11 protein-coding genes are annotated in these 14,472 nt (G+C 58.5%); 5 read left to right on the top strand and 6 right to left on the bottom strand.

The annotated features are described in order from the left end of the window. Positions 1-33: 33 nt before the first annotated feature. The 4 genes from GDN47_RS23870 to GDN47_RS23855 form a co-directional block, all read right to left on the bottom strand. Positions 34-1,998, bottom strand: a complete 1,965-nt coding sequence (locus tag GDN47_RS23870) for a glycosyltransferase family 2 protein (protein WP_152094396.1) — start codon at positions 1,996-1,998, stop codon at positions 34-36. A gap of 70 nt (positions 1,999-2,068) precedes the next feature. After that, positions 2,069-3,397 carry an HlyD family secretion protein gene (locus GDN47_RS23865; RefSeq protein ID WP_113391154.1) on the bottom strand — a complete coding sequence of 443 codons (1,329 nt, stop codon included), beginning with the start codon at positions 3,395-3,397 and terminating at the stop codon, positions 2,069-2,071. 1,034 nt (positions 3,398-4,431) lie between these two features. Next, positions 4,432-5,139 carry a response regulator transcription factor gene (locus GDN47_RS23860; RefSeq protein WP_113352109.1) on the bottom strand — a complete coding sequence of 236 codons (708 nt, stop codon included), beginning with the start codon at positions 5,137-5,139 and terminating at the stop codon, positions 4,432-4,434. Between the two features lie 644 nt (positions 5,140-5,783). Then, positions 5,784-6,869: a hypothetical protein gene (locus tag GDN47_RS23855; RefSeq protein WP_113352110.1), complete on the bottom strand. Its 1,086-nt coding sequence runs from the start codon at positions 6,867-6,869 to the stop codon at positions 5,784-5,786. A 500-nt stretch (positions 6,870-7,369) separates the two neighbouring features. Between GDN47_RS23855 and GDN47_RS23850 the strand changes: the two genes are divergently transcribed. From GDN47_RS23850 to GDN47_RS23835, 4 genes are all read left to right on the top strand, one after another. After that, on the top strand, positions 7,370-7,945 hold the full coding sequence (locus tag GDN47_RS23850; RefSeq protein WP_113331788.1) for a PE-PGRS family protein: 576 nt from the start codon (positions 7,370-7,372) through the stop codon (positions 7,943-7,945). A 104-nt stretch (positions 7,946-8,049) separates the two neighbouring features. Further along, positions 8,050-9,765, top strand: a complete 1,716-nt coding sequence (locus GDN47_RS23845) for a type I secretion system permease/ATPase (protein WP_152094395.1) — start codon at positions 8,050-8,052, stop codon at positions 9,763-9,765. Positions 9,766-9,778: 13 nt separating this feature from the next. After that, on the top strand, positions 9,779-11,224 hold the full coding sequence (locus GDN47_RS23840) for an HlyD family type I secretion periplasmic adaptor subunit (protein WP_145636699.1): 1,446 nt from the start codon (positions 9,779-9,781) through the stop codon (positions 11,222-11,224). A gap of 7 nt (positions 11,225-11,231) precedes the next feature. Next, a complete protein-coding gene (locus GDN47_RS23835) occupies positions 11,232-11,510 on the top strand; it encodes a transposase (RefSeq protein ID WP_069614130.1) in 279 nt (92 codons plus the stop codon). A 64-nt stretch (positions 11,511-11,574) separates the two neighbouring features. Here the strand turns inward: GDN47_RS23835 and GDN47_RS23830 are convergent, their stop codons facing one another. Continuing rightward, a complete protein-coding gene (locus GDN47_RS23830; RefSeq protein WP_145636696.1) occupies positions 11,575-12,468 on the bottom strand; it encodes a LysR family transcriptional regulator in 894 nt (297 codons plus the stop codon). A gap of 105 nt (positions 12,469-12,573) precedes the next feature. Between GDN47_RS23830 and GDN47_RS23825 the strand changes: the two genes are divergently transcribed. Next, entirely contained in the window at positions 12,574-13,443 is an 870-nt protein-coding gene (locus tag GDN47_RS23825) for an SDR family oxidoreductase (protein WP_145636693.1), read from the top strand. A gap of 188 nt (positions 13,444-13,631) precedes the next feature. Here the strand turns inward: GDN47_RS23825 and GDN47_RS23820 are convergent, their stop codons facing one another. Next, complete coding sequence (locus GDN47_RS23820) at positions 13,632-14,375, bottom strand: SDR family oxidoreductase (protein WP_152094394.1); 744 nt, start codon at positions 14,373-14,375, stop codon at positions 13,632-13,634. Positions 14,376-14,472: the final 97 nt, after the last annotated feature.

The following is a 14,472-nucleotide window of genomic DNA, read 5'->3' as shown; positions in this document are numbered from 1 at the left end:
ACCCTGGGTCTGTCGAATGGTCCTGCCCGCCGATCAGGAAAAGGCGCGCCACAAGAGCATCTGCATCGATTTGCGCAAGTCTCCCCGTTCCGCGACGTTGTCGGGCGCGCTCCTGAAAAGCAGCCGCAGGATGGCATTGTGCTGCTCCGGCGTCGGCATAAGGCAGAAAGCCGTCGACGATGGCGCCGCTCTGACCGAGGAGGAAATCCAGCCGATTTCCGGGATGAACACCGCCTCGTCCTCCGCACCGGTCGGGCCGTGTTCCGCCAGCGTCACGCCTTCGGTGGACACGGCCGTTATCGTCACGTCGGCGATGTGCCCATTGGCCCGGTGCCGTCCGCGAAGCCGGACTTCGATCGGTTCCTCCTGGCCGAAACGCGGCAGCTCGATGCAACAAAGCAGGCTCGTGAACGCAATGATCATCGCCACTGACGACCAGACGAGATTAAGGCACTCGCGTGCGGAAAATTCGACGGGTGCATCCCAACCATAGACGACCCGGACGACGGACAGCCCCGACATGGCCGCTACGAAGCCGAAAAACAGCGCGGTCGGGCGGTGAACGCGGATCGCGGACCTGTCCCCTCCCTTCTCCGTCACCTTGAAAGGGCGGCCAAACGGCTTACGGATCGCCTGGAAGAGAGTGATGGTGATCGGCACAGCGGTCAGCGCATGTGTAACCTCGGTGAAGAGCGGCAGCGTGCGCCTTTCGGATATCCATGTCGAATAGGTCCAGAACAGGAAGAGCGAGCTGAGGCCGTATTTCATGAAAAGCAGTTCGTCAGCCTGCAGCGCCGAAACTCCGGTCAGCCAATAGACGGACGGCGCCAGCAAAAGGCAGAGGATGAAAGGCTTCGACAGCCAACAGAATAGCCCGTGCAGATAATGCAGACGCTGGATGAGGGTGAAGTTGCCGCGCCAGAGCGGACCGTTGCGCAGCAGGCCGATCTGGATCGTGCCGAGGCACCAGCGGGTCCTTTGGGTGATGTATTCGGGAATGCCTTCGGCCGACAGGCCGACGCTCAACTTCTCGTTCAGCCACCGGGTCACATAGCCCCGCTCCATCAGGCGGTAGGTAAGCAGCATGTCCTCGGACAGCGCATCATGCGGAAAGCCGCCGATCTCGTTGACGGCGGCGCGACGCACAACGAAGCTGGTGCCCACGCAGAACGCGCATCCGACGGCATCCTTGGCGGGCTGGAACGTGTCGAAGAAGACACGCTGGTCATCGACGAAGGAGCGTCGGATGCCGAGATTGTGCTGGATCGGATCGCTGTTGAAATAAAATTGCGGCGTCTGCACGACGGCGACCTTCCCGTCCTTGAAGAGACCGATAACTCGGTTCAGGAAATTTGCTTGAGGGGCGAAATCCGCATCGAGAACCATGATGAAATCGGAAGTCTCGGCGAGCGCGTTCGTATGATTCAAGGCATTGTTCAAATTGCCGGCCTTGGCATGCTTGTTATCCGGACGCGTCAGGTAGTTCACACCGACGCGTGCGCAATAGTCGCGCACTTCCTGGCGACGAGTGTCGTCGCAGACGAAAACACGAAGCCTGCGATAGTTCATCGCCTGGGCGGATATGACCGATTTTTCCAGGACATTCAGTGGCTCGTTATAGGTGCAGATGACAACGTCGACGAAAGGAATGTCGGCCTTGGCCGCCAGTTCCTTTTCACCGAGATCGGCCTCCCTCTTCCAGTCAGTCGTTCTCAGAAGGATCAGGATCGAACCGATGGCGTAAAGCACCGACACCGCCTCGAAGAGGAAGTAAACATAATTCCAGAGCACTTCGGCGGAAAACTCGAAGGGCGGAAGCGTGTCGAGGGCGCGCCACGAAAGATAGAGCCCGAGCGACAAGAGCATGAGCAGACTGAATGCCGCCCGCTCGAACGGTTTCTTTGGGTTTGCGAGCATCGCGAACAACATCGCGCAAGCGGCGATGACAAGATCGAAGGTCAGAACACTGAATAAGTCGTCGTCGGAACTAAAGAACACGGTCTGTTTCTCCCTGACTTCAGCCTGGATGCGATCGGTCACGGGCCGCCGGGTGCCGCAGCGACTTGCGTCAGCTTTTCACCGGCGCAGCTCTCATTCGCTCGTTAAGGAGCTCGACGGCATGCGCCTCGGCACGCCGAGGCTGGGGATAGAGGATCCTCCAGCTGGCGCGGATGTCCCGAGGGCCCTTTGCAAGGCGCTCCTCCAAATTGAGCACGCCGAACTGTTCGGCCGACCGCCGGACGAGACCGGTCAGTTTTGTCTCAGCCGCGGGCCATTGCGCGGCGGATGCCTGGGCTACGCCAATGAGCGATGTCGATGCCTCGCGTATATAATGCTGCGTTTTCTGAAGCCATTCCTGGGGCATCGTCACGTCGACCCACGTGCCGACAGAGCAGAACGGACTGCCTCGCAAGTCTGCCGTGCCAGGCTCGGTCAGGCGGATGTACGCATAGAGCTCGCGACGCTCCGTCGGCGGGAAAGGAACGGCGTAATCGAGATCCACCCTGTCGGTCGTACGCGGAACCAGACGCTCGACGACGCCGCTTGCCGCTTGAGGCCAACCTTCGGCATTGACATCAACCTTCGACCCCACGACGAGGGCTTGCGCCTGCCGCTCGGAAAAGATTGCGACGACAAAGGCGTCGCGGCAGTCGAGCGTTTCAGCGAGCGTGTCGCCAGCCGTGACCTCGCGTCCGGATGCAGCCACCGGCTTGTAAAGCTGGCTCGTCGAGGGAACGTGCAAATCGGCCCGCGCCAGCCTGTCGACCCGCGATGCCTCCGTCATCACGAGCGAGCCGAGCTCGGTCTCTTTCGTGCGCATCGTCGCGATCTGCAACTTGATCTGCAGGAGGTCGGCCTTGCGCGTGCGGATTTCCTGCTGGAGATTTTGCAGCGACTGCAGGTCGGCGCCAACATAAACACCCTGTCGGGCAAAATCGAGTTCCGAGGCGAGCTTGGCCACGGCGAGCTTGGCGGCTTCAAGCTTGGTGTCCTCCAGACGAACCGTATCGGCGACCTCGCCTTCGCTGCCGGCGGCGATACCCCGAGCCATGAGCCTGAGTTTGCGCGCCGCCTCGGCTTTCGCGATGCGGGACGAGTAGGTCACCATCTCCAGAGCCGCCTCGGCGGCCTTGAGATCCGCGGTGATCCTGACGAGGAGTGCCGCCTGCTGGCCGGAAAGATCGTTTTCAAGGTCGCCGATACGCTGGGCGTAGTCGCCGACGATCGAATTCTTCTGTTCCATCTCGTTGCGCAGCGCGGCAAGCTGAACCTTCAAGCCGATCAAGGTCGAATTGTCGACGCGATCGTTCTCGACCGTTATTTCGCCCGCTGCGCCGAGCGACGTCACCTTGCCGCTGATCGGCGTTGTCAGCGGCACGAGCGGTGCGTTGATCACAGCGCGAGTAGAAGTCGATGTGAAGAATGGAGGGAATGCGGATGAGGCAAATACTGTACCCATTACACCAAGTACAGCGTAAGATGCCAATCTCACCGATGCATCATTATTTCTGCCATCTTTGCTTTTTCTAAAGAAAAACATAGCCATAGATCCTTTGATGAATGCGCTATATTATTCCTCCCGAAAGAATGCAGCGATCGTTGCACGGTTTTTTGTGCGCCGCAATATCGTTAAGATTGTGCTAACGGCATGGTCCGCAGATGCCCAATATTTGACCAGCAATCTGAAGGGGCCATCTTACGAATTGGGATCAGCCTTTCAGTCCATCCCGCTACAATAGCAGCCGTTATATCCGCTACGGTGAGAAGCGAAGTCCAGCGCGCGCAAGTGAAACACGTGGCATTATTTGTGCATCCTTGGCTCCTGGGAGCTTGGCGAAACCGACCATTCGCAACTTATACGATTAATTATCTTGCTAAATACCACCATCGTATGATCTACAGCTTCGAAACTCATCATAAAGAAGTAGATGAAACGCAGCGTCGGCGCGGATTCCCCCCAGATTTCCACCTTCTGCTGACGGCGCTACTCCAAAAGGATGATCAGATCCGTAAGCCGGTCTTCCGCCTTAGTACTGGAATTAGGTTTCAAATGAAAACATGCGTCACTCTCCGCATCCAGCCGGATGGCTTTGCATGTCGGTCGCAAGCCGGCTAGATTGGTATTGGCTTGGCGCCAGGAGATCGAGGCTTTGAAGGAGCCGCTTGGAGGGGTGTCTGGTCATCGTGAAAGAGCGTTTATCGTGGGGCGCCTTTCTTAAGGGCGGTCACCAGCTTCGCCGAGCCGGATTCGCAAAGCGGGCGGGGAGGCGGCAACTCCCAACTGCCTGATTCGCATGCAGCGAAGACAAGCTGTGGATGTTCTTTGCCGGCACTCATGTTCCGCAATGGACGTCCATAGGAAAGGTCAAGGATAAGGAATGGTCTGTCGCGCAGCCCCGCATCGACCATCTTGGCACGTGCGATACCACCCTAATTCGCGGAGGCGTCATGCCCGCTCTCGGCTCGTCGAACCAGGCGAGCGACCACCTCAGTCCGGTTCTGCGCCTGCAACTTACGCATTATGTGTTGCAGATGCATCTTCACCGTATGCCCCGACAAATTGAGTTTTCCTGCAATAACCTTGTTCGAGCAGCCACATTGCAACTCCGCGAGGACCTCCGCCTCCCTGGGAGTGAAATCGGCGATCGTCCAATATTGCGTCCTTTCATCCAGGTTTTTCTCCACCTCGTTTCTGGCCGGAACATGCTCGCTTGATTCATCTGCAACAACGCCTAACAGCTGCGGGCAGAATGTTCCTCCCGCCAGAACGAGACGAAGGCCGGCAAGGGCGATATCAATGGGAAGTGAAGTCGAAAAGAAACCGCGGATGCCCATTTTGAGCGCCTGACGGACTATGTCGACATCATCCGTACCTAAGAGCAGGGTGATGGGAGCCTGGGGAAAGCGCGCGGCAATCGCGGCGAGATCATTACGCAGGCTTGCACTCTCGACACCTCTGCCGGCCAGATCCAGCGCAATCAAACGTACCTCGGCACCAAGGGCTCTATCGAGACTTTCCGTCGAGATCATGTCGACAAAATTCCAGCCGGCGAATTCACGCTCAAGAAGCTTCACCACAGTCGTACGCGCCAATGTGGAATGCTGAATAACGACAATAGTTGGTATATTGCGCCCCATATGACGCTTGGATTTGGCACTGTTGGACACTTGACCGCTCCCCGGAATATCTGCAGCCCAACCGCAACCCAGATTATTTCCGCTCTCGTTTCATGTCATGACATGAAAAAGAGGTACTATCGATATCAATAGTCTTATCTATCACGAGAGTTGTTATAGAGTGCAATGGCTCAAGGACAGTCAACCTTTGCATGTATATCGCACTGAAATCATTATTCACTAATATATGTTGCATCGATTCACTTCGTTGAATTCATATGCAGAAAGCGTGTCAACAAAGCTATCGGTGACATTAAAAATACATATGATATTCGAGAAATACATCACAGGAAAAACAGACAGAATATCATTATCTGTCAATGAGATTCAGTTCAAGCACGTCCTTCAACTTAAAGCAGCCTCAATACTGTATTGGCACCTATAGGTTCCGATCAGACACAACAGCCTAGAACGATCGAGATTTATAACAACATAAATTGGGTTACGAGGGGAATACTCGGCGTCTCGGTGACCGGGTATTCCGCGCCATGCCTCTCCGAGAGGCAAGGCCAAACGGATGAAGCAATCCAGCATATGGTTCTTAAAGGCGCGGAGAATGGCTTCATGAAGTTGAGCCTTCACAATGCCCGCAAGGAGACTATCTGTCAGGTATGTACGAAGCCCAGAATGTCGTCTACGAGAGCCGAATGGGCGTCCGTAAGATTGCCGCCGCCACCGTGGCCGCCGACGCCGGCCAATTGAAGTGCATGCTGATCGTAGAGAACATGGTCGATCTGCTGGGCGTCCGCCGTCCCACCGGCAGGAACTGCGATATTGATGGGATGGAAATAGGCGAGATTAATGTCGACCATGCTGCCGGTCGATGATCCAACGCCACCACCGCCAGCTTCATGGCTGCCGGTAAAAATCGTCCCCGATGACATGTTGAAGCCACCACCGTTGCCGCCGATGCCGGCAATCTGCATCGTGCCCTGATCAAAAACCGCATTGTTTGTCTGATGGGCTTCGGCCGAACCGCCTGCGGCGCCTACCGCGATGTTGATCGGGGAGAAAATGGCCACGTTCACATCGACCATGCTGCCGACGAAAACTCCGTTGCCGCCATGCCCCGCATAATTGTCACCGGTAAACGTAACCGCGGTTCCCGGGTTCATCGTCGAGTCGTGGATCGCGACATTATGATCGCCGCCGGAGCCACCGATGCCGCCCATCTGGGTTGCCCCCTGCAGGAACAAAGCGTTGTTCGATTGATCGGCGTGAGCCTCAGCGCCATGGCCAACCGCCACAGCCGTGTTCACGGGAGCAAACACCGCAACATCAGTGCTCACGAGACCGCCAAAAAAGAGGCCGTTGCCACCGGTGCCGGCATGACTGACGTCGCCGCCGCCAATCGCAATATTGCCACTTCCGCCATTCCCGCCGATCCCAGCCATTTCGGTGGGATGCTGGTTGACCAGCGCATCGTTACCCTGGAAGGCGTCCGCGCTCGAATGAGGTCCCGCAATGGCAGCATTGGAAGGCACGAAGACGGCCAGCGCGTTGCTGTCGATCACGCCTTCGCTTATCCCGTCGCCGCCGCTACCAGCTGAGTTGTAGTTCGGACCCGACGCGACATCCAGTGGAAGCCAGGTTGGCACCAGAGCCAGGTGCCCCGCTGCCGAATTGGAGGTGAGGTTTTGATCGGTGCCTGTTTTGGGTAAGTCTTCCAATAAGGGACGGGTGTCCGTCATAACCATCTCCATTGCAAATCAACCGAACATCCCACAAGGCGAGCAACTTATGCAGACAGGATTTTTCGGACATTGTGCACCTGAACGTGAGAAAAGCAGAGCCTGTAATTCGTCTACATCCTGCCGGCTAGCGTCCTAGCCATTTGGCTATCATGGATCGAGCGCCCCGCGATGAGAATTCGAGGGCGCCAAACCGGCCTTGCAGCAGAGACCCGAATGCCGCCTGTTTGCTTGAACCTCCTTTGCTTCGAAAGATCAGGCGTGTCGATCGGGCCGCAGGCCCGATCATGACCATCTCATCTGGTGCCGACCACGACGCGCCGAGGTCAAATTGCGCTCATCTCCAAGCATACGCCTGAAGGAGCGTCACCGAATATCTAGATAGCTCCCAGATTTGACCGCGGGTAATATTCACCCGCGGTTGTATTGCGGGCGGTGAGACGCTGGAGACCCATGCCGTAGAACCACACGGACGAAACGAAATCGAAGGAGGAACATCAATGCCTATCCCACAAATATCTGACACGATCCATTTCAGTGACCCGGTTGCCGGCGACGCGAGCGCCGGCAACGGCGGCGATGGCAACAGCCATGGCAATATTGACTACAATCCGGTTGCGTATGTCGCCAATACGCAAACGGTCGACGGGGCATCCATCGATCTGCACAACGGCGATCACGTGGGGCAGATGGCAGATTGGACCGCCGGCAGCGGCGGACCTGGCGGCTTTGCGCAAGCCCAGAATGGCTTCCTAGCGGCGGTCACGAATAGCGGCGCGGGAGGCGCCGGAGGAGATTCTCACTCCAACGGCAGCCAGGGAAGCGTGAGCGGCGGCGACACGGCGGCGGTCAGCGCGGATACCACGGCGACACAATATACTCAGCTTCTTGCAGATCAGCATGCCACCATTCTTGCTGGCGTCGGCGGCAACGGCGGCAACGGCAACTTGGCTCGCGGCGGCGACATCTCGGCAGCGCTCGTTCACACGGACCCCTCAACGACGACAGTGAACAATGCTCTCGATCATTTCTCGAACGACTTCGGCCATATCGATCTCAGCCATCTTGGCTCATGAACCCCAAACCCAGAGGGTCGCCGGCTTCACTCGGCGACCCTCATAGGTTGCGGAACCCATCGGCAGCCTCGTCTTGTCAGTCTCACGCGGAGCGAGATCGGATAATGGCAACGCTTTCTGTAACGCCATCGCGCCAACAGACACAGCTCGTCATCGCGCTCCGGGCTTGCGCCGGAGCACTTGGGCTGGTTTTCCTCTATAGCTGTGGCTACAATCTCTTCCTTCTGGCGCCTTCCGTTTATCTCCTGCAGATCTATGACAGAGTTCTGTCGAGCCGCAGCGCCGACACGCTTCTGATGTTGACAATAGTCATCGCCGTCGCCGTGGTGGTTGGCGCAACGCTGGACATTGTGCGCCGGGCAGCCCTCTCGCGCATCGGCAGCTGGCTGGATCACAGGCTACGGCCCATGGTGCTTACCGCATCATTCGAATATGCCGCACGCGCCGATGCAGGAGCCGCCACGGAGTGCTTCAGGGATCTGACCACCTTACGCCAATTCCTCGATTCCCCGGCAAGTTCCCTGTTTTTTGACCTCCCATGGGCACCGATCTTCCTGCTCCTGCTCTTTCTTGTTCATCCGCTGCTTGGGGCGCTCGGTCTTCTGAGCGCATTAGCGCTTCTGCTGTTTGCCTGCCTCACGGAGCTAGCGACGCAAGAACCGCTTGCCAGCGCCAATCTTGCCCTCTCCAGAAGCTATCTGCGGTTCGCGAACGCCCTAAAAAACATCGAGGTGATCCGGGCGATGGGCATGGAATATGGTGCCGCGCTAGTGGTCTATCGCGATGCGGAAATGGCAAGACGAGCACAAGACATCGCGATGCATCGGACGGAGATCATTCTTGGTTTTTCCAAATCGATCCGAACACTGGCGCAGATCCTGTTGATGGGATCCGCGACCTGGCTGGTGCTCTCGAGCAACAGCAGTCCCGGTATCATCTTCGTCGCCAGCCTGCTGCTCGGGCGCGGACTTGCGCCGATCGAGGGCGCGATAGGCGCATGGCGCTCCCTAATGTTTGCTCGCAACGCCTTCAATCGCCTCAACCGCATGCTGATCGCCGTTGCGTCGGAACGCGATGCCCGAACGGTGCTTCAGCCGGAACCCAATGGCCTGGTTCTCGAAGACGTCGGCTATATTCAACCATTCGCCAACAGGCAGATACTAACCGGAATCACGTTGCGCATGGCGCCTGGCGATTGCGTTGCCCTCATCGGCCCTTCCGGATCGGGAAAATCGACGTTAGGTCGTGTTATTGCGGGCGTCGTGCAAGCAACAAGCGGGTGCGCCCTTCTTGGTGGGGTAGATGTTTCGGCTCTGCGTCTTTGCGGAGGCGCCTACCACGTCGGATATCTGCCGCAGGACATCGAGCTTTTCGGCGGGGCAATCAAGGATGTGATCGGCCGGCTGGATGGAGGAGATCCCGCCAGGGTAATCGATGCAGCCAAGCTGGTTGGATTGCACGAGGCGATCATGCGGCTGCCAAAGGGGTACGAGACCGATATTGGAGAAGGTGGTAGCCTGCTCCTTCGCGCTCAGCGCCAACAGCTGGGGCTGGCACGGGCCGCCTATGGAAATCCATCCCTCATCGTTCTCGATGATCCGAACTCTAGCCTGGACTATGATGGCGAGCGCATGCTGCACAAGGCAATTGAACGCATGAAATCCAGGGGCATGACCGTTGTTATCATAACTCACCGCATGGGTATCCTACCAGTTACCAACAAGATCGCCATTATGCGCAACGGGACGGTGGCTGCCTTCGGCGACAGCGAGCAGATTTATGAAACCTATCTTCAACCGCCGTCGCGAACGGGAACATAGAGGGGACTGGGACATGACCCTTGTGCAACTGGATGCAACGCTGGCGAGATTTTCAAGTTCGTCAAAAGTGAGCCAGCGCTTTGCCGAACGATCGACGGCGACAGACAAGCAACAGACAGCTTACGCGCCGGTGCTCGGCACGAAACAGCGCGGACCCGCTCCCCCTTCGCCCATGCCGCGGCTCAGGGGCGTTATATGGACGGGGAACCTGTTGATCGGAGTCTTTATAGTCGGATTGGGAATCTGGTCGGTGCTGGCGCCGCTGAAAAGCGCCGCAGTTGCATCCGGCGTCATCGAGCCGGAGTCCAGCCGCAAGACCATTCAGCACCTGGAAGGCGGTATCGTGCGACGGATACTCGTCAAGAACGGCGATGCCGTGACGGCAGGGCAAGTCGTGATAGAACTCGACGACACCAAGTCCCGCTCGGAGCGCGACAATATTCAAGGGCAACTTTGGGACGCCGAAGCAAGCCGCGCCCGCCTGCTTGCCGAGCAGACGGGCGCCGATCATATCGCTTTTCCGCAGGACCTCAGGTCGGCAATGGACAGAGATCTCTCAGTCGGCGCGATTCTGACTGGACAGCGGAAAATCTTCGAAGCGCGTCGTCAGGTCATGCAGGCGGAAGTTGGCATAACCAGCGAGAAGATCGCACAGGTGCGGCAGGAAATCGTAGGGCTTGGCGCGCAGAAGACAGCACTGACCGACAGGGCGGCAATCTCGCAGCAGGAACTGGATCAGGTTACGGCCCTCAACGCCAAGGGATTGGAACGAAAAAATACTGTCCTCAACCTCCAGCGGGAAAAAGCGGACCTCGCCGGCCAGCGGGGTCAGGTGGAGGCCCAGATTTCGCGCGCCTACCAGGTGATCAGCGAGGCACAGGCCGATCTCGCAAAGCTCGAGAGCGACCGGCTGAGCGAAGTCGCGCAGGGTATGCGCGACACGGAAAGTCAGATCATGCAGTTGCGCGAGCGCTTGTGGGCGATCGACGATCAGCTTTCAAGGACCGATATCCGGGCGCCCGAAGACGGAACAATCATGAACCTGCGCATCCACACCGCCGGCGGAGTGGTCGGCGCGGGCGAGCCGCTCGTCGATCTTGTGCCGCGCAGCGATCGCCTCATCGTGTCCGCCCACGTCAGACCGGAAGACATCAATCTCGTCCGTGCGGGGCTTGAGGCGCAGGTTCACCTCCTTCCATACAATCAGCGGCGCGTTCCGTTGCTGAAAGGCCGGGTCGAGTATGTATCGGCGGACCGCCTCACCGATGCGCAGAGCGGCCAGCCATACTTTGCCGCGACGATCCGAGTGACGGACGAGCGGTTGGCGAAAATGAACGATGTCGAATTGGTCGCAGGCATGCCTGTGCAGACACTGATCGAAACGGGCAAAAGCAGCGTGGCATTCTATGCCATCAGACCACTTATCGACAGTTTCCACAGAGCATTTCGTGAGGACTGAAGCGGTGATGGGCAAGAGAAAATTCGACGACGATCAGATTACCGGCATACTGAAAGAGCACCAGGCTGGGGTGACGGTTGCTGATGTTTGCCACAAGCACGGTATCAGCGAGCCGACCTTCTATCGGTGGCAATCCCTTCATTTCGGAAATGCCGGTCTCGATTCCAAAAGAATGAGAGCACTGATGGAAGAAAACCAGAAGCTCAAGAAACTTTTAGCCGAAGCCATGCTCTCGGCGGCAACGCTGAGTGAGATGCTGGCGAAGACATCGAATGGGCGAAACTAATCCCCAATCATGGAGTGCGGCCGCGTTCGGTCCATCTCTACGCGATAAACCATTGCGATTGCATTCATCCTTCAACGAAGGCGGCAAGCTCGTCGGGCGTCCCTTGAGGAAAGGCCTCCTTCAGATAATCTAGGAATGCCGAAACACGCGCGCTGAGGAGCCGACGCGTTGGATATAGTGCCCAAAGAGCGGTTTGAAGCCCCTCTAGCTCACCCCAGCTCACCAGCCTGCCGGTAGCCAAATCCGGAATGGCGAGCGATAGGGGTAGACGCGCCGCTCCCGCCCCCGCTCGAACGGCATCACGAACCATAATGAACGAGGAGACGCTCAGAACTGGCCTTGCCGCGATGCTCAATTTTCCCGCTGAGGTCATGACCTCCCACAATTCAGCTTGGGCCATCGATCCACGAGTGACGGCGGCAACGGGGTCGCGGCCCATCGGGCGCGGTAGATCGGGGCTTGCCACGACCACCAGCCGATCATGCAGGAACACGCGACCAACGAGGCTTTCGTCCGGCTCCGGATTGACGCGAATGACCAGATCATAAGCCTCCTCGATCATATCGACTGCCCGGTCTTCCGTCGTGATCTCGAGCTGAACTTCGGCGTGTTTCAGGACGAATCCCGCCGCAAGCTTCCCCATTGCCGTCTGGGAGAACAGCAAGGGTGCGCTGATCCGCAACCGCCCTCGGGGGCTATGTCCGCCCGACGCGATAGCCTTCGCCGTTTCGTCAAGCTCGGTCAGGAGTGCGCCTGTTCGCTCGAAGAGTGCGCGCCCTTCCTCCGTGAGCTTTAGCGTCCGTGCACCGCGCTCGAACAGACGCAGGTCGAGACTCGCCTCAAGGTCGGCCACACGCCGCGACAAGGTTGCCTTCGGTCGGCCAGTGGCGCGAGCAGCCCTGCCGAACCCGCCGTGGCGAGCGACCAGATTGAAATCGGCGAGAGCGAGCAGATCCATGTGTTTCACCAACGAGACAGTCTGTCCAAATATGACGTCTATCGGGCGCAATTTGGATCATTAAATTGATAACTGTCAACTGAACACCTCAACGGAGCAATCCCAATGACCATTCTCGTTACAGGCGCCACCGGTCGTGTCGGCCACCACGTCGTGGATCAACTCATCAAGCGTGGCGCGAAGGTTCGCGTGCTGACCCGCGATCCCTCAAGGGCCAATGTCTCGGCCGGCGTCGAAGTTACTCAAGGCGACCTGCTCGACATCGATGCGCTGCGCAACGCCTTCCACGGCGTAAGCACGCTCTTTTTGTTGAATGCCGTTACCGGCGATGAATTCACCCAGGCGATCATCACGCTCAACATCGCCCGCGAGGCGGGCGTCGAACGGGTCGTCTATCTTTCCGTGTTCGATGCCGATCGTGCAGTGAATGTGCCGCATTTCGCCGTCAAGTTCGGTGCTGAGCGCATGCTCGTCCAGATGGGCTTCAGCGCCACCATCCTGCGCCCGACATACTTCATCGACAATGAGCTGATGATCAAGGACGTAATCCTCAATCACGGCGTCTACCCGATGCCGATCGGCGATAAGGGTGTCGCCATGGTCGACGCCCGCGATATCGCCGAGGTCGCCGCCATCGAACTGATCCGCCGCGACCAGGCTGCCCGCAAGCTACCTATCGAGACGATCAACCTTGTCGGCCCCGACACGCTGACCGGCCCGGATGTGGCCAAGATCTGGTCGGACCTGCTCGACCGCCCGGTTGTCTACGGCGGCGACGATCCCAGCGGATTCGAGCAGAACATGGCAAGCTTCATGCCGAAGTGGACGGCCTATGAGATGCGTCTGATGGCCGAACGCTACGTCACCGATGGCATGATCCCCGAGCTCGGCGACGTGGAGCGGCTGATCACGATCCTGGGTCGCCCTCTGCATTCCTACCGGGCCTTTGCCAGTGAGATCGCTACCGCGGCCTGAGGCCCGACAGCCAAACCGCTCCGGAGAGGGAGTGGGCGCGACGCGCCTCTTCCTCCCATCCGGCCTCCGCACCCAATGCGATATGACGAGCATACGCGAGTCACCGATCAATAACAGGAAGCAGGAACATCAATCCGTGCCAAGGGCAGGACATTGCCATTGGGCGTGATCGCGTGGCGACCTTCACGTCAGCTCGCCTCGGCCCAGGCCACCGCGTCGGCGCCTGCGGGGATCCGCACGGGGCTCGAGGGATCGTTCACCGCGCGCCTCACGGCTTCGGCGACATCCCGCGAATGGGTGACCGGGCCCGGCAGGCTGAAGCGGGCCATGAAGCCTTTGACGAGATCGGCATAGGCCTCGTGGTCGAGACCCCGCATTCGGGAGCTGCCATTCTCGGCGAAGCGGGTCTCGGGCGCGCGCCCGGGTAGCACGATGTGCGCGCGTATGCCGAACTGTGCGACTTCCAGCGCCATGGACTCGGTAAAGGCGTTCACCGCCGCCTTGCTCGCCGTGTAGGCTGCGACTAGCGGGAGCGCCCGCAGCGTCACGGACGACGTAACGTTCACGACGACCCCTCCCCTACGTTCCCTGAGCTGCGGCAGCACCGCCTGCGTGACGGCCATCGTACCGTAGAGGTTCGTCTCGAAGACGTCGTGGATCGTCGACATGGGCATGACCTCGAACGGCGCCGCGGCGCCCACGCCTGCATTGTTGACCAGGGCGTCGATTGGCCCGGCAGCCTCGATGGCCTGATGGATGCTGTCCGGATCGGTCACATCGAGCGCGAGCACGCGCACATTCTTTGAAGAGGGCAGCACATCCTCGCGCGGCGTGCGCATTGTCGCGATGACCGTCCAGTCGCGGTCGACGAAATATCTGACGGTCTCAAGTCCGAAGCCGGAAGAGCAGCCGGTAATCAATATGGTCTTCATGCAGGTCTCGCAGGTTTGATTGTCTACACGAAGACGATAGACCCACTTGCCTGGACCATCTATAATCAATAGTCCAAGTTTGATTAGTGAAAGTCCG

It is taken from the genome of Martinezella dioscoreae, assembly GCF_009176305.1.
GTDB classification, from domain to species: domain Bacteria; phylum Pseudomonadota; class Alphaproteobacteria; order Rhizobiales; family Rhizobiaceae; genus Rhizobium; species Rhizobium dioscoreae.
This window is presented reverse-complemented; position numbering and strand designations above follow the sequence as displayed.

Excerpts from the sequence above, each read along its gene's own strand:
- GDN47_RS23860 (WP_113352109.1), bottom strand. The coding sequence starts at position 5,139 with ATGGGGCGCAATATACCAACTATTGTCGTTATTCAGCATTCCACATTG.
- GDN47_RS23855 (WP_113352110.1), bottom strand. The coding sequence starts at position 6,869 with ATGACGGACACCCGTCCCTTATTGGAAGACTTACCCAAAACAGGCACC.
- GDN47_RS23850 (WP_113331788.1), top strand. The coding sequence starts at position 7,370 with ATGCCTATCCCACAAATATCTGACACGATCCATTTCAGTGACCCGGTT.
- GDN47_RS23845 (WP_152094395.1), top strand. The coding sequence starts at position 8,050 with ATGGCAACGCTTTCTGTAACGCCATCGCGCCAACAGACACAGCTCGTC.
- GDN47_RS23840 (WP_145636699.1), top strand. The coding sequence starts at position 9,779 with ATGACCCTTGTGCAACTGGATGCAACGCTGGCGAGATTTTCAAGTTCG.
- GDN47_RS23835 (WP_069614130.1), top strand. The coding sequence starts at position 11,232 with ATGGGCAAGAGAAAATTCGACGACGATCAGATTACCGGCATACTGAAA.
- GDN47_RS23830 (WP_145636696.1), bottom strand. The coding sequence starts at position 12,468 with ATGGATCTGCTCGCTCTCGCCGATTTCAATCTGGTCGCTCGCCACGGC.
- GDN47_RS23825 (WP_145636693.1), top strand. The coding sequence starts at position 12,574 with ATGACCATTCTCGTTACAGGCGCCACCGGTCGTGTCGGCCACCACGTC.
- GDN47_RS23820 (WP_152094394.1), bottom strand. The coding sequence starts at position 14,375 with ATGAAGACCATATTGATTACCGGCTGCTCTTCCGGCTTCGGACTTGAG.